Here is a 24,690-nt window from a genome sequence, read left to right on the forward strand (position 1 = left end):
AAAGTTATAATCCGTGATGATGAGCTTAGCCTTGAATTGTGTTGTAAGCAGTTATTAAACCTTAATCAAATATTATTTTCAATTGAATACTAATTAATGAAATATTATGGAAATTGATTAAAGCTTGGATTTCAATTCCGTTTCTATTGTTCCTTTTTGTTGAAAAGAAGCGGGCTTGATATAATCAATAAAATTAACCGAGTGTGCTTGTAAATAAGAATAGTATGATAGCAATTGATAAAAACAAGTATATTATATAGATTGTCAGCAACATATATCATCCCTTTCTATTGATATATGTATCATACAAACACAATCTGTAGTATATATGGAGTTTATGGGTAGTTATTGTAATGATTATTATAACAGTCTTTTAATTGTGAGAAAGAATAGGAGAATCAACCACTACTTATTGATTTTACAGCGTAATTTCTGGAAAACAGAATGTGTTTTACTGTCAGTTTTTCTATGCTATAAGTATCATTAAGATACAATAGTTACCGCTCGTTGGTCATAAGTAGTTATTTGGAATAAAGAATGGACGTCTTTGCTATAAGTAAATTATATATAAAGAAAGGTGATATGATTATGTACTGATATGAAAGTAACGGGGAACGAGATCAAGAAGGGTTATTTTCTATACAAGGTGTTCCCGCGAATAAAGATGACATGAATCAATTACCAAAATGGAATGAAATTTTAGTTATAGTACTTTTACTTTTAGGACAGTCAGCGATTTATAAATTTTTATTTCGACTATTTTTATAAAAATATGAATTGTTTCGAAAAATAAAAAGAATCTAGTGATATTTCTAGATTCTTTATTATTTTATGTTCGCGGGATTCTTTGTTGCTTTTAATAGAACATACTTGGAGAGAATACTCTTTTGATACATAAATAAGGTAATTGAACTTCTTAAGTCGACAGAGAGATAAAGTAAACTTTCAAAGAATTAATTGGTGATAGCATATATTTTTACTGTAAATTGGTGATTTGCACCACTTGGATTTGCTATATAGTATTTAGAATTTGTATCTGCTGCAGTCCTGGACTCATTCGAAATATTGCTCCAACTAACACGATCTAGACCTAGAAAAACATCGACCATGATGTTGAAAGAGATAATGGCAGAAGTATCTTCCTCGGTAGGTTCAATAATCCATTTTAAACCCATCGTTCCTGTAGGCAAGTTATTTATACTAAAGTTTTGGCTGGATCGATTTGTTTCGCCAGGTAACGGCTTAGAGTCAGAAGAAATTTGTGAAATTAATATTTCTTTTTCATTAACAGTTACTCCGTTTAATTTAATAATACTATCTATTAAACCTGGTCCTGGAAAATCAGCTGCAATGATACCAGAATGTTTTATTCCACCTTGTTGTATGAAATCTGTCCCCATTGTATTCATTCCACCATAAAATACTTGTCCATTTGTGTCGCGAGGGAAATCTTCCCATTCATTTGTTGTATGTGCTTGAATTAACAGTGGGTTACTACCGGTATCTCGGTTTTCCTTTCCGCTTGCAATAAACCAAGGGTAATAGTTATTCCATAATGCTGCCGCACCACCTGTGCCACTAAAATGGTTAAGATAAATATTACTATTGTTAGAGTTTTTATTCGCATTTAAAAGGTGGTTTTTTACCGCATTCCATTTTTCATACAGTCCATCTGGTCCAGCGCTAACTTCAAAATTATCTTGGATATTCAATGATTCATAATTAATACCATATTCTTGAGATGCTGAGAAGTTTTGAAGTATTACAATCTTTCCGCGCACATCTCCTAACTTAGGGTTATTTCTTTCTGAAAATGATACAGAATTAGGATCCCAAAAATAGGACGCATTACGGTCTCTATAACTTTTAAATATTTCTTCAAATGATTTTGAGCCACTTTCAGGATCGGTTTCTTCTTTTAATCGCATTAAAATTGTTTCTTGAGGATTACTTCTTAAAAATTGGATTGTTTCTTTTAATACATCTTCAAACATTGCTTTTTGATTTACAATACCATGCTGCATAGCAAAAGAATCTTTTACCCGTTTAACACGCATATCTACATAACGTATTCCTGCTTTAAATTGCTGAGAGAGGGGCATTGTTTGATTTCTTGTCAAATCCTCATCAATAAAACTTGCTCCATGTAAAGCCATTGTACCATGAGTACCTGGAATAGAAATTTCGCTTATTTTTTGGGTATCTTCTAGTTTTGACATCCATGTCGGATTTCGATAACCTATATCGGATTCATAAGAATATCCTGTATGTCTATCAGCAAATGCAGTTGAAGCCGTACATAAAGACGTTAGTGTAAAACAAGTAAGAATTCCAGATTTTATGAATTTTTTCATCTTTATTTTCTTCATTATATCCCTCCATCTCTTAAACAGATTAGTCTTATACAATAATTGGTGGGCTTTTATCATATACATAAATTCTAGTATGGGAATGTAAGTCAAATAAGATAATATGTTAGCTTTAAAATTTCGATAGTGATATTCTCATTTAGATTTACTCAATAGCCATCGTTCGCTGGGAGCATAAATTTAGAAATGTAATCATGCAGGGGTGGGAAGGTCAAAATAATCATATTCAAGTTTAATAAAATGAAATGATTTACATGTAAAATGATGATAAAGTATATTATCATACTTCATGTACTTTATAGGTCATACAATTTAAATCTTCTATATGCAAAGAAAACAGAAGTCTTAATCTAGACTTCTGTTTTGCGAAGTACAATGAATTATTGCAATTAGTAAGAATACATAATTCTTAATTTTAATTAACGTAGACCTTTATTTGTTAAGAAATTATGTGGCAAATGAATCCCATATCTGAGATTGAAAAATTTTTGGGGGATTCTCACTCGTATTAATGCATTAAATTTAGAGAGACATTTGTCACACGTTATATCATTTTAGTTAAATGTATAAATGACACATCCCTGTATGGTTAAATAAAGACTATAAGCTTATTTCTCATTAAAGCTTAAACTAACTGCAGTGGCAATAGATTGCCCTGCATGTTCCCAACTTCCATCGATAACTTTTCCAAGTTGTTGGCCAAGTGAAGTTAAATCATTTGGATTAACAGGAATTCCGTTATATGCGGCAAGAATTGATAAAAGTGGAGCAACGATTGGTGTCCAGCCCCCTCTATCAATATGGAATTCGAACCCCGTTACCTCACCATCTTTTTTTGTGAATTTATAGTAAAGTTGATCATCAGGACGGAAGCTTAAATGATGAGAGATTTGTCCATATACATCTTTACCAGCTGCACCTCGATCCACAACTTCTATTTCTTTTACATTAAATTCATGCTCGAATACTTTTATTTTCTTGACTTCGGGACCATTTAATGCAGCTTGAACAGCCGTTTCTAGATTATTTTGTGCAAACGGTTGAATACTAACTTGTGATTCCTGTTGTTGGATAGGAGCAACTGTCTCAGCAGCAAATACTGATGTTGTAGGTAATGCACCTGTAGCTAATGTTGCAGCCAGAGCAGTTGCTGTAATGATTTTCTTTTTCATAATTTTACTTCCTCCTTTTTAATGTATGATAATAAAATATAAATTACTGACAGATAATTTATATTATAATAGTATCAATATGTGTTTAATTTCTCAATTTTCAGTCAATGTATTCAATACTAACCAATTTTAAGTAAGTTTTAGAAGGAAAATCTCTAATAGTAATCTAAAAACATGGCAATATTAGAGTGAAAATGAAATAATAATCATAAAATATTCTATTGATATCAAAAAAACATAAAAAAATTTCACACATATTTTTATTTTTAGGTTATTCAATTTTATTGTTATGTATAGAATTATAAATGTACATGTGAATAATAAATACAGAATATTAAAGTGGCTGTCAAAATCCAATTTTGAAGATCATAGCCATTATAGTTTTATTATGTAGAATTTATGTTTAGGAGCATTAAAGTAGTTATTCCAAGGTTAGATTTTGAAAATTAACAAAATGTTCAAGGTTCTATTCTCAAAAAATTAATATTAGTAATATAATTATTTTAAAGGGGTTATTAATCCCCTTCCTCTGATGTTGTTGTTTACAAGTTTATAGTTCCAATGTATTGAGGTTACGATAAAAAGAACTTGTAATTATATATTACAAGTTCTTTTTGTTCCCATCTTTTTTGTGAAAGATATTCTAACTAGTTATGTTTTTCATATTTTATCATTTTAGCCAAGAAGACTCCTTCCTCAAGGAACGCGAAGTGAGTAGGTGGGAGATGAATTGGCTTCGGACAAGAGATGGCAGAAAGCCATCTTAATTGTTCATCATACATAAACTGTCACTTCACTATCTATCGAATATACGTTTGTTGTATAATAGACACATGCCGAAATGGAGGTGAAAGGAATGATGATTAATAAAGCATATAAATTTCGTATCTATCCAAATCAAGCACAAGCGATCCTAATCAAAAAAACGATTGGTTGCTCTCGTTTTGTATTCAATCACTTCCTATCTCTATGGGATAATGCATACAGAGAAACAGGAAAAGGTTTGACATATGGTACATGCTCTGCCAAACTTCCTGCCATGAAGAAAGAGTTTGTTTGGCTCAAAGAAGTGGATAGTATTGCGATTCAGTCATCTGTTCGCAACCTTGCGGATGCTTATACACGCTTTTTCAAAAAACAAACGAGTGCCCCGCGTTTCAAATCTAAGAAAAACAACGTACAATCTTACACCACAAAACAAACAAATGAAAACATTGCCATTGTAGGAAAAAAGATAAAGTTGCCGAAACTTGGTCTTGTTCGATTTGCCAAGAGTCGCGAAGTAAAGGGACGTATTGTAAATGCTACGGTTAGAAAGAACCCTTCCGGCAGATACTTTGTGTCATTGTTAGCTGAAACAGAAGTGCAAGAACTTCCGAAAACACAATCTTACATTGGAATGGATGTGGGACTAAAAGATTTCGCCATTTTGTCAAATGGAACAACTTATAAAAATCCGAAGTTTTTTCGGTCATTAGAAGAGAAGTTGGCGAAAGCACAGCGTGTTCTTTCTAGAAGAATGAAAGGATCTTCTCGCTGGAATAAACAACGAGTAAAGGTAGCTAGAATTCATGAATACATGGCAAATGCTAGAAAAGATTACTTGGGCAAAATCTCAACTGAAATCATCAAAAACCACGATGTTATCGGTATAGAAGATTTGCAAGTATCGAATATGTTAAAGAATCATAAGTTAGCAAAAGCGATTAGTGAGGTATCATGGTCACAGTTTCGAACTATGTTGGAATATAAGGCAAAATGGTACGGCAAACAAATCATTGTTGTGTCGAAAACATTTGCATCCAGCCAATTATGTTCTTGTTGTGGATATCAAAACAAAGACGTTAAAAATCTGAACCTACGTAAATGGGATTGCCCTTCTTGCCATACACACCATGATAGGGATATTAACGCAAGTATCAATCTAAAGAATGAAGCGATAAGGCTTCTAACCGCAAGGACTGCGGGGTTAGCCTAATAAATTAGAGTTCGATAGAACTCTTTACTTAGGAATCCCCCACTTCTAAACGAAGTGAAAGTGGGGGTAGTTCAACGGCAAGTATATGTACATTATCGTAAAATGAATAGTACTTTGTATATAAATTAAGTGATTCTTAGTCTTATTCTAATAACAACAGAAAAAACCAACTAAAATAGAGTTGGTTTTTTCCTTTAAGTTGGTGTAAAAACAAATATAATAAAAGATAGGTGAGAATTAATGCTGCTATGCAGTATTGATTCTGAATTAACTATAACACATTTCCTAAAGAGTAGTTGTGTCAGTTGATTGAACATTCATTAACTGTCAATTCGTATTTTAAAATTGTGTGTAAATAATGATTAACAGATTTTTGATGTTATTTCATTAAATTAGAAAATGGAATATATAATTATCCGCTAATTGAACCACTCTCACTTAACACTCTAACGAAATGTTTGAAGTGGAAGATTCCTGCTAATACCGATGTGTCCACCAGCTATCTTAGCAGATTCTGTCTATAGTTCCTAAGCTGAGAACTGAAGTATCTTGTGCGTTGACGCAACTTTGACAAGTATGGGACGATAAAACACATTTTTTAAAATGCCCCTTAAAATAATTATAAATCTTTTGTTGCATATACCTTCAGTGATATTATCATTGATATAATGCTAATAACTATTGAAATGAGAAAAGGCATCCATATCATGATAATTGATGGGAATGGAAGAGGAAGTGTAAAATTCAGATGACTCAACTGAATTTCTTTTATAAGAGTAGGAGCTACAAAAGGTATCAAAAAAACAACAATAAAAGAAATCATTCTCGTTTTATCAAAACCAAATTCAAATTGGAAAGGGAGTAGTATTCCAAACAAAATACTAACAACTAAGAATGTTATTCCGAGAGCGTTTATACTAAGATTCTCGATATCAGATGGCATAATAATTGAAGTTATCATTCGAATAATTGAGGCACAAAGAAAAACTACCAATAGAAAGAGATATTTTGCTTTTACAAAGGCACTTCTAGTATATGGTGTTGCACAAAGTAGAGCTGCTCCTTTGTATTGGTCTTCGAACTTGGATATTGTACTAAACAAAATATGCTCCATAAAAACTACTGTTAAAAGAAAGCCGATAAGTCCACCATCGTTGAGTTGTAATTGAGTAGAAAGATAGATTGGTGCAATGGCTGCAAAAACGAGTAAAATAGAAAAATATTTTTTTACTAACAGTATGTCTTTTACAACAAGATTAATAAGCATAGTGGTTTCCTCCAATATAAGAAAGCATTATATCTTCTATAGTTGGTCTTTCCATCAAAACACCAGGCATTAGCCGATACACATCATCAATTTTATGAGTGATCCCTTCAAATCCGTATGTAGTTTGACTCAAATTCAAAAAGAGTTTTTTTGTTTGATTATTAATTAATTGATTATCACCTTTTACTAATGCATGTGTTTCCACTAGTGTATCTTTTTCTTCATCAATTAAAATTTGACCATTATCTATTAAAATAATCATGTCTGCTATTTTATCTAGATCTGAGGTAATATGAGTAGAAAAAAAGACACTCTTTCCTGGTTCTTTCATAAAATCTAGAAGTATGTCTATCAGTTCACTTCGAACCAACGGATCAAGCCCACTTGTGGGTTCATCCATTATTAATAGATCTGCGTGGTGGGATAAAGCTAGAGCAACTGCAAATTTCATTCGCATTCCTTTGGAAAGGGTAGAGATTTTTTGTCCTAGATTTAAATTAAATTGTTTAATATACTTTAAAAAAACTTGCTCATCCCATTCGGTATAGGAAGGGGCGATTACATTTTTCATTTCTTTTAATGTTAATTCATCGTAAAAATACCCTTCGTCTAACACGACACCAATTTTATTTTTAGATTTCCGTTCATGTTTATCTATATCATTTTCCAAAAAATTAATGTTACCTGAATCTTTCAGTACGAGCCCGAGGATAGCTTTAATAGTAGTAGTTTTCCCAGAACCATTAGTACCAATAAAACCAGTTATACAGTCCTGGTTAAGTGAAAATGTCACGTCTTTTAATGAAAAATTCTCATAAGCTTTGTTTAAGTTTTTCACTTTTAATACTGCATTCATTCTTCATTTTCCTCCTTGAATATTAAATCTAACATCGAATAGAGTTCTTCATTATGGATTCCAATACTTCGAGCCATTTTACACACCTCTGTCAATTTTACTTCAACCATATGACGCTTAGATTCCATTTTTCTATTGTTATTCATCGTGCTAATTATTCATTAAATATTTCTCTCATCAAGAAAATATAGTTTGCTGTTTAGCAAGTTAAGTTTTCATTTTAATTAAGTTGTGTCTAATAATATTAAGATTTATTTATATATCCTCTGAATGAACTTTTTATATGTTTATTTGGATATAAATCATTAATCATTGCGTAGGGGCTTCCATTCCAGTATCTTACTACAGGTGTCCATAGTCTATGACTTTTAAGCCACTGCATTGTGTATTGCTGTAATAATTGATTATCTGTCAGCTTCTCTTTTTCCTCAATTGTCCATCGTAATGCATCTAGCGCTTTTTCTCTTGTCCAAAAACCATTAGGTGTCATCTTAAATTCCCATTCTTTAAATTGATTGGGATATAAATCATTAATCATTGCATAGGGACTATCATTCCAATATAATTGACAGGCTCCTCGCAATCCTGATTGAGCTAACCATTTATTCTCGTATATATTCTTCAATTGATCCAGATTCAATTTTTCTTTTTCTTCAATTGTCCATTTCAGTGCTTGTAATGTTTTTTCTTTCGTCCAAAATTTATTAGGAGCCTTAGTAAATTCCCATTCTTTAAATCGATTTGGATACAAATCATTAATCATCGCATACGGGCTTCCAGCCCAAATCACCCTTAAAGGTGCACTTAGTCGATGTTCATTTAACCATTTTTGTCCATAAATTTGTAAGAGTTTTTGTGGTGCTAATTTCTCCTCTTCTTCAATAAACCATTTTAATAATTGTAAGGCCTTTTCTTTCGTCCAAAAATTTAACGGTGTCATTCTAAATTCCCATTCTTTAAATTGATTGGGATATAAATCATTAATCATCGCATAGGGACTATTATCATATTTATGCTTCAATACGCCTCGTAAACGATACTTTGCAATCAATTTGGTACTCCAATTCTGTTTTATTTCTTCTTCGTTCCAATTCAAAATTTTTAGTATTAAATACTTTGTTACCCTTCTGGCCATTTCATTATTTTTATCTAATTTCCAAGTGTTGGGTGGAAATCTATTTCTTTTTCCATCTAAAATTTCCTGGTAGATGTCCTCTATAGTATTTGTGTTCGTCTGCATCTTACAACCTTCTTTTAATTGTATATATAGTTAAAAAGATTTTGGTGTTAGGACTTTCGTTAAAATTGTTAAAAAATGCAAATTTCCTCTTGGCTTGAAAAGATGATTCTTAATCAAATCATAGTAATGTAAAATAAGAATCACCTATAGAAAATATGTAGTCTAAGGTAAATGAAAGAATAGATTTGTAAATTATTATTTTCAATTCAGAAAAGACATCAATCTGAAAAGAAAGATGTCCTTTATTTAATAATATTACGGTTTATTTAATTACTTTCCATAAAGCTAATGAGAAAATCCAATTTGGATCACCATATCCTTGATAATTTTGAACTGCCTCATAGATTTTACCTTGATGTTCTACTCTGTCTCCTTTTTTATATGCAGCATACGAATCCCATGCCTTATACTCAGAAGATGGGGTATCTTTTGTTGTGATTTTGATTTCATTACTCGCAACTGAAACTTTTCCTTGAGTATCTATAGCTTTTACCATATATCTATATTCTGTACTAGCCAGTAAATTTTCATCTGTATAGTAAGTTGAAGGACTTGTAGCTATTTTCGTACCGTTACGATAAACTTCATACTCTTTTATACCAACATTACTTATGGATTTTTCCCATATTAAATGCACACTGTTTGTAGTAGTTTCTGATGCTTGTAACCCTGTTGGAGCTACTTGTTCTGGATTCTCTTCCTTTGTTGTAACTGAAACTTCATTGCTACTTTTTGACTTATTTCCTGCTGCATCTGCAGCTTTAATTGTAAAATTATATTTTGTATTGGCTTGTAAGCCCGTATCTTCATAACGTGTTGTTTTTGTTGTTCCTACTTTTTTTCCATCACGATAAACTTCATATTCTTTCACACCAACATTATCTGTGGAAGCTTCCCACTGTAACTCAACAGTTGTTGTTGTTTGACTAATAGAGCGTAGTTTAGAAGGAGCTGTTGGAGCTATTACGTCAATTTCAGTACTACTATTAAAAGCAGAAAATAGTTTAGAAAAGGCACCATCGTCTACATCGGGTAATCCAGAAGCATCTCCAGTTGCCTGACCGATTTGCCAACTTTCAGTAGCTTTTTTATCACGATACACTGACCACATACTAATTTCCCCAATACCTTTTTCTTTGGCAAACTGGAACAATTCTTTTGCATTATTTAATGTGAAAGTTTCATTTTGAGTATCATTCTTTCCGATCATAGGTGTAACAGCAATCATTTTCCAAATATCAGCATCTTTAATAGTATCTTTATATAAATTGGTTAATTGCCCATGCAAGCTATTAATAGCATCTATCGCAGCTTGTCCCATTTGTTGGTTTTGTTGTCCGTAATCCATAGTCATAATATTAATAGAATTTAAATCTACATTATGTTTTATAGCGCTTTGGATCACATTTATTCCATCATTAGTTAGACCATAAGGCATTACTGGTAAGGTATAGCCAATCCTAACATCTTTACCCTCGGCTGTTAATTCCTTCTGTAATAACGCAATCGCTTTTGATCTTCTTTCGATAGATTCTGGGTGAGCGACTAGGGCTCCTTCAATATCAAAATCCATGTGTGTTAAATGTAATGTGTTAATTACACTTTTATAGGCATCTTTTAATTTATTTACATCTGTAATAGCGGCAGCAAGATCTGCACCTAATCCAGGGATATTACCAGCATTTGCTCCACCAAAAGATACTTTAACATCTCCACCTATTTTTCTAATTTGTTTAATTTGATCATCTAAGTTACCATCTCCAATAGGGGTATGACTTCCTCCCCATACTGGATTTCCACTTTTATCAGCCACTATAAACGAAAGCGTAAAGAAACTAGTATTTGTTTCTTGGGCGTATTTTAATAGATTTTGAGGATTCATTCCGTTATCTACATATGGTGCAAAAACATGGGTTGGCCAAGTTATTCCTTCACCAAATAAATCATTTGGATCGCTATTGTCGGGTATATATTCTGAACCGGTATATAATTCCCATCCGCTAAATTGTTGGGTAGGTAATGTACCTGCATTTACCCAATATATAGAATGATAAACCTTACCTTCATATGTAACGTAAGATCCACCTGGATAATCTTTATTTTTATTCCAAAATGGCGCTACTTGTTGTTGAGATTTCGTTATATTTTCTTGAGCGTACGCAAACTGATGGCTAATGGCTTGGGATGTAGGAATTATCATAGTTAATGCTACAGCTGTTTTTGCAAGAGTACGAAATGGATATTTTTTAATAATCATAATAATATCTCCTCACTTCTAATTTATAATTCTAAAAAACAAATTATATTTGGCATGAAATAAATTCTTTGAATATATATTGAAGAATTATTGCCGTAACTCCGGATACTGATATAAAAGTATGAATTTCTTTGATATTTCTAGTTAATACTAGTTTTTGTACGTTATGATTCCCCTCATTTAGTAGGATAACAATATACAAAAAATGAAACAAATTAGAGGGAAATATAATAATATTCATTCAAAAACAATATATTTCTGCTCATTAACTACAGGAAATTGAATTAAAATGTATATATATATACCATTTTTGTAAGATGGGAATTAATAGTAAGCCAGAAGTAATATAAATGTACACAAAAGTGTCGATTCTAATAATCAAGTTTGACTATAAAACTTATATCTTAAATAGAAGAATAGTTACATTTTGACTAAATATAGATAATTTTTAGTAGTACGATGAGATTATTATGTTTACTATTTTAAATAAAAACTATAGGATGTTTGAAAAATTGACACATAGATTTTTTGTTTTTATATGTTAAGATGGTGTTGCTAACCTATTGTTTATAATAAAAACAGCTTATTTTATTATCAAAAGTATAGGACTAGAAAAAACCTCATAAAGAGGTTTTTTCTTATTTCTATATTTATCTTTGGTGTGAAAATTCAGTTGTAAAATTAATTTTGACATAATGCTATGTTTTATTTAAATTTTTTGTGCTTTTACATGTTGGATGAAGTCTTCAGATTATTTCATGATATATATAATTTTAATGTCTATTTAGGTTGTATTAAATAATAATATTATTTTGCTAATTTCTTAAAAGTACCCATACAAAATTTAATGATATGTAATATACACTTAATTAAATTTTGCAAGATACTTATTTTAATTTTATTAATTTTTTGGATTGTAATTTTGAACTAATTTTTTAATTTGTACTCAGTAGCATAAGCATCAGCAGCAATAATTGCATCAAAAACCATTTCTGGTGAAATTTCAAATGGCATATTATGTATAGTTTCACCATCTTGACAAGCAGCTTCTGCCACTTTCATTAATTCTTCTTTACTTGCATCACCTAAGTTCAGATCTTCAAGTGTAGTAGGTAAGCCAAGTTTGATACAAAAATCAATGTAGTTATATAGTTCTTCAGTTGTCCAAGATTCCAATGCCATTTGTACTAACGTACCAAATGCAACCTTTTCTCCATGCATTAAATCATGAGTTTTATCATGTAAAACAGTAAAACCATTATGGATGGCATGAGCTGCAGCTAACCCGACACTTTCAAATCCAAGGCCACTAAGCAAGGTGTTTGCCTCTATTACAGCTTCAACTGCTGGAGTAACTGTGTTTTGTTTAACGGCTAAAAGAGCAGCTTCCCCGTATTGGAATAAGGTATCCCAGCAGAGTTCTGCAATCTTAGCAGCTGCTAAGGTAGATAGTCCCCCAGCCATAGCAGGTTTTCGTGATTCTAAATTTGCTTTAGCCTCAATCCATGTAGCCATGCCGTCTCCAATCCCAGCAGCTAAAAATCTGGATGGAGCTTGTGCAATGACTTGGGAATCTACTAAAATAATATCTGGATTTTTCAAATAAAATTTGTATTTCTCAAATACTCCATCATCAGAGTAAATAACAGAAAGAGAACTAGTTGGTGCATCTGTTGAGGCAATAGTGGGAACGCTTACAACTTTAGCTGAAAGAATTTCTCCTACCGCTTTTGCTGTGTCTACTGATTTACCACCACCAATACCGATGATTACATCAGCACCAAATTCTTTTCCTATTTTCTCAATTCTTGCAATTTCATTTTCAGAACTTTCACCATTAAAACCGACTTTTTCAAAGCTTAGATTTTGTTTATGAAAGCTTTCCATTACTTTTTCACCAACAAGATGCCAAACACATTCATCTGCAATAACTAATAAATTGGTTCCCAGAGGTTTTACATACTCTCCAATTTTTTCGATTACATTTCTTCCCTGTATATATTTTTGTGGGCTAATTAGAATACGTTCCATGATAATCACTCCTTGATTTTTTAGTAAGTAAGCTGAAAAATCTTGCCCTAAATTTAATGTTATCAAAATTCAGAGTACAGAATTGTGAATATTTTATGTATATTTTTCGTCTGTTATATGACGAGTTAGAAGATAGTGTTATGATTATCAAAAATAAAATACTATTTATTAAGAGAGAGGGAATGGGAAAAATAGTATTAAAAGCCTATATTATCAGATTTTGTATAAATAATCTTATTATATAAAAGTTGGAGTTGTAATAATAAGGGTGAAATACATAAAATTCACTAGTGGAATTTTATGTATTTTTATGCATTTATATTTATGAAATGAGGTTTTCTTATGCAAGATAGTGAAATTATTATTCATACTACAAATGGCCTAAATGTTCGAGTGGCAGCTACACTTATAGCAAAATTGAGCATTACAACAAAGGTTACACGTATTTTACAGAAAATTTTCATTTCATATAAGATAAAAAAAGGTGATAAAGTTAGTATTCAATTTGAAGAAGAAGTAAGTACGACCATTATAGAAATAATAAAAATTTATTTGGAAGAAGAAAAAGTTAACTATATTGAAAAAAATCAAACAGATCATCTTATTTTAGAAAATTCTATTGCAATTGAAGAGATTCTTTCTAGTCTCCCGAACGGACTTGTTCTTGTAAATAAAGAAAATCTCATTACCTATGTCAATAGTGCAGGAGTAAAGTTACCTGGAATTCCAGTGGAGAAATTACTAAATGAAAGAGCTGATTTAGTAATACCTCATTCTAGGCTTCAGCATGTACTACAAACTGGAAAGAAAGGAATTGCAAAAAGGAAAGTATATGGTAAGAAAATTATTATAACAAGTAGAACTCCTATTATATTAGATCAGAATATTGTAGGGGCTGTTGCTCTATTTCAAGACATATCTACAGCGGAAGAGCTGATTAAAGAGTTAAAAAAACAATTGGAATTTATAATGCAATCCGTAAAGGATTTAATAGCATTAACTGATTCAAAGGGGGAATTTATATATTACAACCCTGAAATGGCAGAATTTCTTAAAAGTGTAGATAATCCGAATAAAGTTCAATACATTTTCAGGATAAAAAAATGGGAGTTTTGCATTGAATCCCAAAAATGTATTCCTAAATTACTAGATTTTAAACGAGGAAATTCCTATATAGCAAAGTTAAGTCCAATAATGGTAGAAGAAAAATTGTACGGAATAATTTTAACGATGGATCTATTTCATGAAATACAATCATTATTAGACCAATCGACTCTAGAAAAGAAAAGGATAAAGTATTTAGAAAATGAATTTTCGAAATATAAAAAACTAAATGACTCTTTTGCAGATATCGTTGGATGCAGTGACACTTTAATGAAAACGCTCTTTGTTACGAATAAAGTGGCAAAATCAGATTCTACGATTCTTATTACTGGAGAGAGTGGTACAGGAAAAGAACTTATAGCTAAAGGTATCCATAAAGCTGGTTTCAGAAAAGACAAGCCGTTTATTCGAGTAAATTGTGAGGCTATCTCTCTTAATTTAATTGAAAGTGAACTATTCGGACATGAAAAGGAGTATTCACTGGAGCACTTCACATGAGGAACGGGAAATTTGAGCAAGCAAACAATGGAACTATCTTTTTAATGGAAAGGAATAGAGGCCCATGAAAAAAATTATTAATAATCCAGAAAAAGTAGTTAGGGATATGATCAATGGAATGTTGTTTGCGCATTCCGATACACTACAAAATATGCCTGAAACTAATATAATTATTCGAGCTAATAGTCCATTTCAAGGAAAGGTGGCAATTGTAAGCGGAGGCGGGAGTGGGCATGAACCAGCGCATATTGGATTTGTTGGTAAAGGAATGCTTGATGCTGCCGTAATGGGCGAAATTTTTACTTCTCCTACACCAGACCAAATTGTTAAAGCGATTCAAAAAGTAGATACTGGCAGTGGGGTTTTATTAATTGTAAAAAACTATTCAGGAGACATTATGAATTTTGAAATGGCAGCTGAAATGGCTGAAGCACAGGGAATCCCGATTGCTACAGTCATTGTTAATGATGATATTGCTATTGAGAAGAGTTCACACACTATGGGAAGAAGAGGAATTTCTGGAACAATATTTGTACATAAAATAGCTGGAGCAATGGCTGAGAAAGGAGCATCGCTTAAAGAAGTTGAAGATGTTGCAAATAAAGTAATCGCTAATATACGTAGTATGGGCATAGCATTAACAACGTGTAATATACCTGGAGCTGATACAGTCGGTTTTAAAATTGGTGAAAATGAAGTAGAGGTTGGTATAGGCATTCACGGTGAACCTGGAACTCATCGTATTAGTATGACATCAGCAAATAAAATGGCTGAACTTCTTTTAGAGCATATTTTAACTGATATGCAATTGGAAATTGGTGACAAAGTTGCAGTAATGGTAAACGGCTTGGGTGGAACGCCGTTAATGGAATTATATATTTTAAATAAAATGATTCACACAATATTAAATAAGATTGGTATCGATATCTGTAAAACATATGTTGGGGAATACATGACAGCAATTGATATGGCCGGTTTTTCTATTACTTTATTAAAACTAGATGAACAATTAACTGCTTTGCTTAATGATCCAGCAAATACCACTAACTGGCGTGTACAATAGGAGGGGCCAACATGTATATTACACCAAGACATATCATCAATTGGATGCAACTCACTGCAAAACAAATTGAGTATCAAAAAAAAAACCTAACGCAACTTGATCAATTCATAGGTGATGGAGATCATGGTATTAATATGAATAGAGGTTTTAAAGAGGTTGAAAAAAAGATATCATATAAAGCTTATGATGATATTGGAAATGTATTTCATGATATTGGAATGATACTTATTTCAAAGGTTGGAGGAGCATCAGGACCTTTATATGGAACAGCATTTTTAAGGGCTGGTAGTGTGTTGAAAGGGAAAGATAAAATTACAATCAACGAATTGGGGCTTGCTTTTCAAGAATCTGTAAATGGCATTTGTCTAAGAGGAAAAACTCAGATAGGAGATAAAACAATGCTTGATGTTTGGGATCCTGTTTTGAAGTATATCCAAAGACATGGAGAAAAAATAAAACCTATTGGTCTTATCATTTTTGCAAGAGAACAAATGGAAAAAACTAAGCCATTATTAGCTAAAAAAGGGCGTGCTTCTTTTTTAGGAGAAAGGTCCATTGGTCATTTAGATCCAGGAGCAGTCTCATCTTTTATTATCTTTGAAACTCTATGTTTATCTCTTATAGGTGAAAAAGATATTGTTAATGAACTTAGGGAGCAATTGTGATTAGTAATGTAGGGATAGCTTTAGTTTTTCATGGTTATCTACTAGTTAAAAGCTTTACTAGCCCAATTAAGTTCCGGTGTTTTAATAGCTTCTGCAGGAGGAATAGATGACGATAGAGTAGGTAAAAGCGTCAGATAAATTCAAGAGGCTATTTATAATAAACGAGCTGTAACTGTAATCATAAATTTTGGGATTGCTCTAATTAAGAGTGGTTAAATCAAATGAAAATAGCAGATTCAACAGTAATAGAGGGTCCTACGTAGCAGTTGTTGAATTGGGGATTGGAAAAACATTAGAAGAAATATGTAAGGCTGTATTTGAAGTCAAAACCATTATAAAAATATAAAAGGAGCTAATCTTATGAGAATCGAAAAGAAATTAATTGTAACTCGTAAGGATGGAATACATGCAAAATCAGCAAGTGAAATTGTTAATGGCTTAATGGATTATAATTGTTCGGTTGAGTTTATATTTAAAGATAAAAAAGTTAATGCAAAAAGTACTCTTCAATTAATCGGTTTAGCAGTAAAAAAAGGAGCAGACTTACATGTAGTTCTTGATGGTAAAGATGCTGATGATGCCCTTGTATTTATACAATGGTTTTTAAAATAACAAAGGGGGGCGGGGAATATGTCTCCTTTTATGGGGGAATTAATTGGAACTTTGATTCTTATTTTATTAGGGAACGGTGTTGTAGCAGGTACTTTGCTGGAAAAATCCAAAGCACAGAATTCTGGATGGGTTGCAATCACTCTTGGCTGGGGATTAGCAGTTACATTTGCTATTTATATAGTGAATAGCATAAGTGGTGCCCATTTGAATCCTGCACTTACTATTGCTTTTGCTTGTGTAGGGGTATTCCCTTGGAATGAAGTCCCTTCTTATATTGGTGCACAGTTGATTGGGGCTTTTTTAGGTGCAATATTGGTCTGGCTTCAGTATCTTCCACATTGGAAAGAAACTAAAGATCAGGAAATTATATTATCGGTGTTTTCTACAAACCCTGCAATAAAAAGCTGGCCGTCCAATGTGTTAAGTGAAATTATAGGTACGGCAGTATTTGTATTTTCAATTTTAGCTATGGGTCATAATAAAGTTGCAGAGGGGCTACTTCCAATTATAATAGGAGCGTTAATAGTATCTATAGGTTTATCTCTTGGCGGAACAACTGGATTTGCTTTAAATCCAGCTCGAGATTTTGGGCCAAGACTAGCACATCAAATCTTACCAATATGTAATAAAGGCTCTTCGGATTGGGGATACGCATGGATTCCCATAGTTGGTAGTACCATAGGAGGAATTATAGGAGCTATATGTTTTCAATTGTTTTATTAAGCAATTAATATATAGAACTTCAATTAGAAAGTAATTAGTTAACCACATTTACTATTGTTCATACAATGCAAAGGGGTATTTAAATTAACAATAAAAAATATATGCTAAAAAAATTACTATAACTTTGATTATAATGTGGAATTGTTTTACCTTAAATTTACCGACAGCACACGCTGATACAAAAATAGAAAGTATTGTGGATATTGGAGAAAATGGACAAAATGCAAAGGTATATAATAATTTTTCTACTCTATTCGATGGGCAAACAAAAATAAAAACTTCTCTTTTAGTTTCAATAATTGATGATCCATACAGTAATAAACAAATCGCTGTCATTAAAACCGATTGAAATAATATTAGTGCAAATAAATCGGTAGAAGGATTAACAGATGAATATGGACAGAGGCTGGATATATGTCAGCTGTTTTAAAATGGGCTTCATCTTATAACATTGGAATGGAGTTAACAAATGAAAACTCTCAATTTTATTAAATTTCGCCAATAAATACGATAGACACAAAAACTATGACTTCCTCTATTGGTTATAATATAGGGGGAGAAATAAAAGTAAGTGATAAAGCGGATGGTGGGGGTGTTTCTTTAAAATAAAGTTTGATCAAATTGATACTAATAACCTTGATAAACGATTATTGAATAGAGCGTGTTTTGAAAAAAAGTTTGATCAAAACACGCTCTTAATATTTTCAGTTTGATTATTTACTATCTATGTTGCTCCACAATCGCACCCTTTAATTGAATAAACCACTAATTATTTTAGCTGTTATTATGGAAAGGAAAATGAAACTAAAGCACCTGATAGTTTAAGTATAGTGCTTTACAATATAAAAAAATATGCCTTTTAGGGTGTCATTGTTAATTGATTAATAATACAAATTGTTACAACTTCATTTAAACATTATCGTTTTTAACCTCTTGCATAACTTTATTGGAACTTTTTCTGTGATCGAAATATTTAGAAATACGAATTTTATATTCGAGGTTATTTTTATAGTCTTCGGAAAAAACACAAGCATAGAGAAGATCTAAAAGAAAACAGATGGATTCATTCGTACTAAAACTTCCTATTTTTGAATACAATTTCTCCCTAGTGGTAATTCGCAAAATACAATCAGCGTATTTTGTTAGGGTATTTTCTCCAATACTTGTTAAAGCAATGACAGGTACTTTCTTTCTCTTGAGAAATGGCAACAGACCGACAATATCCTCACTTTCCCCACTATAAGATATTACAATTGCACAAGTTTCAGTATTAGAATTTACTGCTTCGAAATGAGGATCGACTGTGCATAGACTGACATGTTTTCCAATTCGGTTCATCTTTGATTTAAAATCATGACAAATCAACAAATTGTGATACATAGAAAATACTTTAATATGAGCTGCTTCATCCAACATATTAGTTGCTCTTTGCAAATCATCATGATTTAAGAGAGACAAAGTATCACTAATAGTTGTCTGATTCAATAAAGCCATCTTATTTGCAACGGTCATGATACTATCCTGATCATCAAAAGGATAATTAGCATCAATAGAAGAGAAATGACTATTTAGATATTCAATTTCTCTAAGAAAACTATTTTTTAATTCCACCCATCCACTATATCCTAGTTTTTTAGCAATTCTAATTAAGGTGGATGGGTGAGTATAAGTTTCTTTAGAAATTTGTTTAGTTGTTTTGTCTTTAATATTCTCTCTCTGTTTAAACAAATATACGATTATTTCATTTTCAGATGAAGAAAAAATATCTTCTTTCATTTTCTCTATCAGTAACATATCTAATCACCTCTTTTAATATTTCCGTTTGTAAATTTCATTTACAAAATTGATTTGATTTTGTAAATGAAAATGTAAATGAAGAATGATTTCCTCTTTATTATATTGATTATATTTCCCCTTATTTTATACTACAGGTAAGAAAGGAGGAAGTAACAATCTATTTAATATTACTATCCCCATTCTTAAAATAAATTTACAAATTTTTTGTTTGTATGTAAATACAGCAACTAAAGAGAAACGTTCACTTTATTAATAGGAATTAAAAGATAACAAAAATGAAAAGAGAAAAAGGGGGAAAAATATAATGACAAAAGGTATAAAAATTGTAACGATTGGTGGGGGCAGCAGCTACACTCCTGAATTAATGGAAGGGTTTATTAAAAGATATGAAGAATTACCAATTAGAGAAATGTGGCTTGTTGATATTGAAGATGGGAAGGAAAAACTTGAAATTGTTGGTAAGATGGCTCAAAGAATGTGGGACGCTTCTCCATATGATGTCAAAGTCCATTTAACTTTAGATCGTCGTGAAGCATTAAAAGATGCTGACTTTGTTACTACCCAATTTAGAGTTGGTTTACTAAATGCTAGGATTAAAGATGAAAGAATTCCTTTATCATATGGGATGGCAGGTCAAGAAACAAACGGGGCAGGTGGAATTTTCAAAGCCTTCAGAACGATTCCTATTATTTTAAGCATTGTGGAAGATATGAAAGAATTATGTCCGAATGCTTGGTTAATCAACTTCACAAATCCAAGTGGAATGGTTACGGATGCAATTATTCGTTATGGTAAATGGGAAAAGGTTATTGGTTTGTGCAATGTTCCAGTTAATGCCATGATTGCTGAACCAGAATTAATAGGAAAAAACTTGGATGAGCTAATATATGCTTTTGCTGGCTTAAATCATTTTCACTGGCATCGAGTTAAAGATTTGACGGGAAATGATGTAACTTCCGAAATCATCGATAAATTGTATGATGGAGATTCCGGTATACCGTCAAATATTTTTGATGTTCCGTTTTTTAAAGAACAATTGAAACAGATGAACATGATCCCTTGCGGCTATCACCGTTATTATTACCGTTATGACGAGATGTTAGAACATTTGCTTGAAGAATACAATGATTCAAACGTTGGAACAAGAGCCCAACAAGTTAAACAGACAGAAGCAGAACTATTTGAATTGTATAAGGATCCTAACTTAAATTATAAACCTGAACAGTTGGCTAAACGTGGAGGCGCCCACTATTCAGATGCTGCATGTGAAACCATTGCTTCCATTTATGCAAATAAAAATACACACATTGTAGTTTCAACAAAAAACAACGGTGCTGTTCCAGACTTGGCTCCGGACGATGTTGTGGAAGTTTCTGCATATATTGGTGCTGCAGGAGCAAGACCAATTGCTTTCGGTACGCTTCAACCGGCTGAAAGAGGATGGTTGCAAGTAATGAAAAATATGGAACTATGTGTAGAAGAAGCAGCAGTAACCGGTGATTACGGATTAGCATTACAAGCGTTTATAATAAACCCGTTAATCCCTAGCGGCGAAACAGCAAAACGTGTACTAGATGAACTATTAATTGCACATAAAAGATATCTGCCACAATTTGCTGAAAAAATTGCGGAGTTAGAAGCTGTAGGGATCACAGTAAAAGATGAAATAGCTAGAAATTTATACTAATAGTGTCCAAAATCAAAAAGTGGTGGCTTAAAAAGCATTAGATTCGCTCTTATGATGCTTGTACGCATTGTTGATGGCAAATTTATTGAGAAAAATTCTTATGTTGGTATACATGACATTCTCTCCAGCTTGGCGTTAACGCCTTACTCTCTAATAGATAAATGTGTATCAGTTTCAGTATAGCTAATTATGAGATCCTTTAAGGGTCTCTTTTTTTGTTCTAAGGCTAATAATCTAACATTTAATATGACTAACATGATATGTGTATAAGTATCCATAACTTTTAGAAAAAGACAATCTCTACTATAGTTGACGTTACATGAGTTAAATTTGATATCGATGTGACGCTATATAAAAATGAAAATATTATTCATAAAATGTTCAATTTATATCTATTGTGAAAATTTTCACAATAGATATAATGTATATATATAAACATAACTGTTTTAGAAATTATAGTGTTTATTCTTTTTAAGAACTGATAAATGAGCTGCTTTCATATTATTATATTTATGCGCTAGAATTCTATAAATATAATCGTGATTTTTTAGATACATACTCTTTCTAAATTTGATAAAATATTCAGTTTAACCAAAATTAAAAATGCTAATGACAAATGTTCCTTTACGACGGGCCAGCTCTTCTATCAACACATATAAGATGTTTTCCAGAAAGCAGCTTCTAGGAAACGCATGATTCGTAAGAGAGGTTTATTGTTTTTTATTTGCTATTTAGCCAAAATGTATAAGTGAAAGGTGATGAGGAGAAGTACATTTCCATTTGTATTAACAACTTCAAGAAGGAGAAAACCATTCTCTTTGCAACTTTGTGTGCAGGCGATATAAACCATCTTATCAGATAGAGCGGCAATGTTTTTAGTAAATGGAATCGATTTCATTTTGCGAATAACAGTGCTTTTCTTTAGTTGGAAAAAGGGGAAATATGTATAGTCTGTCATTTAATCAAATTTTTCGTAAGTAACATATGCGCAATTAAACGCATACATGGCATCTTTATCATTCACAGAATTTCAAATTGATTTCTTTCATGTTCGATTGCATTTATACTCATGTTTTTTTCGAGATAAATACTCTCCTTATCGATGAGGAAAGTCGCAAGTGGAGTTTCACTCTTATTTTGGTTTGTTGGAACTCAGTCTATTTTTAGTTGATTAAGTTTAGAGTAAGCGTATATAAATCAAAAATTTTCAATAGCATGTTCTTTCTATAATTTGAAAGCGTTTTCTTTTAGTGGATTATTTTATAAGATTACGAACCTTTTCCGCAAGAAATTATGTGTTTTAAGTAATGATTTGAAAGATGGTGAATTGGAGACTCGCAAACTCATTATCAGTAGTAAAGAAATTTTATGAAAAAAATGAGCTTTAAATAGCCTAGGGGGTGGTTTTCTCAGGGATAGAAAAAGTTGTTTTTTAATAGTTAAAGATTGATGAAACGAAGAAGAAAAGTTGTGTTGGTTGCGTCTATACGGAAAAAAATTAGGATGAAATATTTAGGAGGTATAGAGATGGTAGGGATTATCCTAGCAAGCCATGGCCAATTTGCTGAAGGCATTTTACAATCTGGCGCAATGATTTTTGGAGAGCAAGAAAATGTTAAAGCTGTTACCTTAATGCCAAGCGAAGGTCCAGCCGATTTGAGAGCAAAAATGGAAGCAGCAGTTGCATCTTTTGATAATCAAGATGAAGTATTATTTTTAGTTGATCTATGGGGCGGTACTCCATTCAATCAAGCTAATGGCTTGTATGAAGAACACAAAGAAAATTGGGCGATCGTTGCGGGCATGAATTTACCAATGGTGATTGAAGCTTATGCATCCCGTTTATCAATAACGTCTGCTCAAGAAATCGCAGCAAATATCTGTAAAACAGCAAAAGAAGGGATCAGGATTAAACCTGAAGAGCTGGAACCCAAAGAAAATACTGATACTGCAGTTGCTAAAGATGAAAAAGCAAAAGGCAGACTTGCTCCCGGTACAGTAGTTGGTGATGGGAAAATCAAGTTCGTTTTAGTCCGTGTGGATTCTCGTTTATTGCATGGTCAGGTAGCGACTGCATGGACAAAGTCTACACAACCAAATCGTATTATCGTAGTTTCAGATGCAGTGTCTAAAGACGATCTTCGTAAGAAATTAATCGAACAGGCGGCACCACCAGGGGTTAAGGCCAATGTTATTCCAATCAGCAAAATGATTGAAGTTGAAAAAGATCCACGTTTTGGTAATACTAATGCACTAGTATTATTTGAAAACCCACTAGATGTCCTAAGAGTTATAGAGGGTGGTGTGGATATTAAAGAAGTTAACGTTGGTTCTATGGCCCATTCAACTGGAAAGGTTGTTGTAAATAAGGTACTTTCTATGGGAAGAGAAGATGTTGAAGCTTTCGAGAAAATGAAAGCAAAAGGCATTCATTTTGATGTACGTAAAGTACCTAATGATTCCCGTGCCAACATGGATGAAATTCTAAAAAAAGCGAAGGTTGAATTAGCATAGTGACATAGCAAATTTAAATGAAATGGGGGATCATAGTGTCTACTATAGAAATAATTTTAGTAATACTAATTGCATTTCTAGCCGGTATGGAAGGAATATTAGATGAATTTCAATTCCATCAACCACTTGTGGCATGTACATTAATTGGTTTAGTAACTGGTAACCTGGAGGCAGGTATTGTTCTTGGCGGTACACTTCAAATGATTGCACTTGGATGGGCAAATATTGGGGCAGCCGTAGCGCCAGATGCCGCATTGGCATCTGTTGCATCGGCAATCATTTTAGTATTAGGTGGACAAGGTGTTAGTGGTGTTGCATCAGCAATCGCAGTAGCGGTACCACTAGCAGTAGCAGGACTTTTCTTAACAATGATTGTTCGTACACTTGCTGTTCCTATCGTACACATGATGGATACGGCAGCTGAAGAAGGAAATATTAAAAAAATTGAAGCGTTACACATCGCTGCGGTGTGTTTACAAGGAATCCGAATTGCGATTCCTGCCGGAGCACTTTTATTTATCCCTGCACAAAGCGTTCAAGGATTCTTGGAATCAATGCCTGCATGGTTAACTGATGGAATGGCTATTGGTGGTGGAATGGTTGTTGCTGTTGGTTATGCATTAGTTATTAATATGATGGCAACAAAAGAAGTATGGCCATTCTTCATTATTGGTTTCGTAATAGCCGCAATTTCTCAATTAACACTTATTGCACTTGGTGCATTGGGTGTAGCTTTAGCTCTTATTTATTTGAGTCTTTCTAAAATGGGTGGTTCTTCAAATGGTGGTGGAGGTAACTCTGGTGATCCACTTGACGATATCTTAAACGATTATTAATTCAGGAGGAGGAGAAGACAA

16 protein-coding genes and 2 pseudogenes are annotated in these 24,690 nt (G+C 32.5%); 9 read left to right on the top strand and 9 right to left on the bottom strand.

The window, feature by feature from the left end:
- Window positions 1–953 precede the first annotated feature (953 nt).
- Complete coding sequence (locus MHB70_RS28775; RefSeq protein WP_061530602.1) at window positions 954–2,369, bottom strand: phosphatidylinositol-specific phospholipase C; 1,416 nt, start codon at window positions 2,367–2,369, stop codon at window positions 954–956.
- 608 nt (window positions 2,370–2,977) lie between these two features.
- Window positions 2,978–3,541, bottom strand: a complete 564-nt coding sequence (locus tag MHB70_RS28780) for a hypothetical protein (protein WP_061530601.1) — start codon at window positions 3,539–3,541, stop codon at window positions 2,978–2,980.
- Between the two features lie 856 nt (window positions 3,542–4,397).
- Between MHB70_RS28780 and tnpB the strand changes: the two genes are divergently transcribed.
- On the top strand, window positions 4,398–5,519 hold the full coding sequence (tnpB, locus tag MHB70_RS28785; RefSeq protein ID WP_341343706.1) for an IS200/IS605 family element RNA-guided endonuclease TnpB: 1,122 nt from the start codon (window positions 4,398–4,400) through the stop codon (window positions 5,517–5,519).
- A 619-nt stretch (window positions 5,520–6,138) separates the two neighbouring features.
- On the opposite strand, the gene MHB70_RS28790 is transcribed toward tnpB, so the two are convergent.
- The 6 genes and pseudogenes from MHB70_RS28790 to MHB70_RS28815 form a co-directional block, all read right to left on the bottom strand.
- Window positions 6,139–6,786, bottom strand: coding sequence for an ABC-2 transporter permease (locus MHB70_RS28790; protein WP_061529748.1), 648 nt, complete (start codon window positions 6,784–6,786; stop codon window positions 6,139–6,141).
- Window positions 6,776–7,642 carry an ABC transporter ATP-binding protein gene (locus MHB70_RS28795; protein ID WP_061529747.1) on the bottom strand — a complete coding sequence of 289 codons (867 nt, stop codon included), beginning with the start codon at window positions 7,640–7,642 and terminating at the stop codon, window positions 6,776–6,778. Before MHB70_RS28795 ends, MHB70_RS28790 begins: the two co-directional genes overlap by 11 nt.
- Window positions 7,639–7,776: pseudogene (locus MHB70_RS28800) on the bottom strand (GntR family transcriptional regulator); the annotation flags it as partial. The pseudogene MHB70_RS28800 and the gene MHB70_RS28795, both read right to left, overlap by 4 nt.
- 110 nt (window positions 7,777–7,886) lie before the next feature.
- Window positions 7,887–8,882 carry a DUF4046 domain-containing protein gene (locus MHB70_RS28805; RefSeq protein WP_061529746.1) on the bottom strand — a complete coding sequence of 332 codons (996 nt, stop codon included), beginning with the start codon at window positions 8,880–8,882 and terminating at the stop codon, window positions 7,887–7,889.
- 262 nt (window positions 8,883–9,144) lie between these two features.
- Window positions 9,145–11,139, bottom strand: coding sequence for a fibronectin type III domain-containing protein (locus MHB70_RS28810; protein WP_061529745.1), 1,995 nt, complete (start codon window positions 11,137–11,139; stop codon window positions 9,145–9,147).
- 927 nt (window positions 11,140–12,066) lie between these two features.
- A complete protein-coding gene (locus tag MHB70_RS28815; protein ID WP_061529744.1) occupies window positions 12,067–13,170 on the bottom strand; it encodes a glycerol dehydrogenase in 1,104 nt (367 codons plus the stop codon).
- Between the two features lie 1,374 nt (window positions 13,171–14,544).
- Here MHB70_RS28815 and MHB70_RS28820 point away from each other — a divergent pair.
- The 5 genes and pseudogenes from MHB70_RS28820 to MHB70_RS28840 all read left to right on the top strand — a co-directional run bounded on the left by MHB70_RS28820 (window position 14,545) and on the right by MHB70_RS28840 (window position 17,835).
- Window positions 14,545–14,840 (top strand): annotated as a pseudogene (locus MHB70_RS28820) (sigma 54-interacting transcriptional regulator).
- Window positions 14,837–15,835 (top strand): dihydroxyacetone kinase subunit DhaK, encoded by a 999-nt coding sequence (dhaK, locus tag MHB70_RS28825; RefSeq protein WP_061529742.1) that lies wholly within the window; start codon window positions 14,837–14,839, stop codon window positions 15,833–15,835. Before MHB70_RS28820 ends, dhaK begins: the two are co-directional and overlap by 4 nt.
- 11 nt (window positions 15,836–15,846) lie before the next feature.
- Complete coding sequence (gene dhaL, locus MHB70_RS28830; protein ID WP_061529741.1) at window positions 15,847–16,500, top strand: dihydroxyacetone kinase subunit DhaL; 654 nt, start codon at window positions 15,847–15,849, stop codon at window positions 16,498–16,500.
- Window positions 16,501–16,860: 360 nt separating this feature from the next.
- Complete coding sequence (locus MHB70_RS28835; protein ID WP_061529740.1) at window positions 16,861–17,112, top strand: HPr family phosphocarrier protein; 252 nt, start codon at window positions 16,861–16,863, stop codon at window positions 17,110–17,112.
- An 18-nt stretch (window positions 17,113–17,130) separates the two neighbouring features.
- A complete protein-coding gene (locus MHB70_RS28840; RefSeq protein WP_061529739.1) occupies window positions 17,131–17,835 on the top strand; it encodes an MIP/aquaporin family protein in 705 nt (234 codons plus the stop codon).
- A 909-nt stretch (window positions 17,836–18,744) separates the two neighbouring features.
- On the opposite strand, the gene MHB70_RS28845 is transcribed toward MHB70_RS28840, so the two are convergent.
- Window positions 18,745–19,629, bottom strand: coding sequence for a MurR/RpiR family transcriptional regulator (locus MHB70_RS28845; protein ID WP_061529738.1), 885 nt, complete (start codon window positions 19,627–19,629; stop codon window positions 18,745–18,747).
- A 307-nt stretch (window positions 19,630–19,936) separates the two neighbouring features.
- Between MHB70_RS28845 and MHB70_RS28850 the strand changes: the two genes are divergently transcribed.
- The 3 genes from MHB70_RS28850 to MHB70_RS28860 all read left to right on the top strand — a co-directional run bounded on the left by MHB70_RS28850 (window position 19,937) and on the right by MHB70_RS28860 (window position 24,669).
- Entirely contained in the window at window positions 19,937–21,319 is a 1,383-nt protein-coding gene (locus tag MHB70_RS28850; protein WP_061529737.1) for a 6-phospho-beta-glucosidase, read from the top strand.
- Between the two features lie 1,527 nt (window positions 21,320–22,846).
- Complete coding sequence (locus MHB70_RS28855) at window positions 22,847–23,833, top strand: mannose/fructose/sorbose PTS transporter subunit IIA (protein ID WP_061529736.1); 987 nt, start codon at window positions 22,847–22,849, stop codon at window positions 23,831–23,833.
- Between the two features lie 35 nt (window positions 23,834–23,868).
- Complete coding sequence (locus MHB70_RS28860; RefSeq protein ID WP_061529735.1) at window positions 23,869–24,669, top strand: PTS mannose/fructose/sorbose transporter subunit IIC; 801 nt, start codon at window positions 23,869–23,871, stop codon at window positions 24,667–24,669.
- The last annotated feature ends 21 nt before the right edge of the window (window positions 24,670–24,690 follow it).

The sequence above is a fragment of the Bacillus sp. FSL M7-1020 genome, from assembly GCF_038050415.1.
Taxonomy (GTDB): domain Bacteria; phylum Bacillota; class Bacilli; order Bacillales; family Bacillaceae_G; genus Bacillus_A; species Bacillus_A toyonensis.

What these genes read in the sequence shown, in the direction of transcription:
- MHB70_RS28775 (WP_061530602.1), bottom strand. Translation starts at nt 2,369, where the DNA reads ATGAAGAAAATAAAGATGAAAAAATTCATAAAATCTGGAATTCTTACT.
- MHB70_RS28780 (WP_061530601.1), bottom strand. Translation starts at nt 3,541, where the DNA reads ATGAAAAAGAAAATCATTACAGCAACTGCTCTGGCTGCAACATTAGCT.
- tnpB (WP_341343706.1), top strand. Translation starts at nt 4,398, where the DNA reads ATGATGATTAATAAAGCATATAAATTTCGTATCTATCCAAATCAAGCA.
- MHB70_RS28790 (WP_061529748.1), bottom strand. Translation starts at nt 6,786, where the DNA reads ATGCTTATTAATCTTGTTGTAAAAGACATACTGTTAGTAAAAAAATAT.
- MHB70_RS28795 (WP_061529747.1), bottom strand. Translation starts at nt 7,642, where the DNA reads ATGAATGCAGTATTAAAAGTGAAAAACTTAAACAAAGCTTATGAGAAT.
- MHB70_RS28805 (WP_061529746.1), bottom strand. Translation starts at nt 8,882, where the DNA reads ATGCAGACGAACACAAATACTATAGAGGACATCTACCAGGAAATTTTA.
- MHB70_RS28810 (WP_061529745.1), bottom strand. Translation starts at nt 11,139, where the DNA reads ATGATTATTAAAAAATATCCATTTCGTACTCTTGCAAAAACAGCTGTA.
- MHB70_RS28815 (WP_061529744.1), bottom strand. Translation starts at nt 13,170, where the DNA reads ATGGAACGTATTCTAATTAGCCCACAAAAATATATACAGGGAAGAAAT.
- dhaK (WP_061529742.1), top strand. Translation starts at nt 14,837, where the DNA reads ATGAAAAAAATTATTAATAATCCAGAAAAAGTAGTTAGGGATATGATC.
- dhaL (WP_061529741.1), top strand. Translation starts at nt 15,847, where the DNA reads ATGTATATTACACCAAGACATATCATCAATTGGATGCAACTCACTGCA.
- MHB70_RS28835 (WP_061529740.1), top strand. Translation starts at nt 16,861, where the DNA reads ATGAGAATCGAAAAGAAATTAATTGTAACTCGTAAGGATGGAATACAT.
- MHB70_RS28840 (WP_061529739.1), top strand. Translation starts at nt 17,131, where the DNA reads ATGTCTCCTTTTATGGGGGAATTAATTGGAACTTTGATTCTTATTTTA.
- MHB70_RS28845 (WP_061529738.1), bottom strand. Translation starts at nt 19,629, where the DNA reads ATGTTACTGATAGAGAAAATGAAAGAAGATATTTTTTCTTCATCTGAA.
- MHB70_RS28850 (WP_061529737.1), top strand. Translation starts at nt 19,937, where the DNA reads ATGACAAAAGGTATAAAAATTGTAACGATTGGTGGGGGCAGCAGCTAC.
- MHB70_RS28855 (WP_061529736.1), top strand. Translation starts at nt 22,847, where the DNA reads ATGGTAGGGATTATCCTAGCAAGCCATGGCCAATTTGCTGAAGGCATT.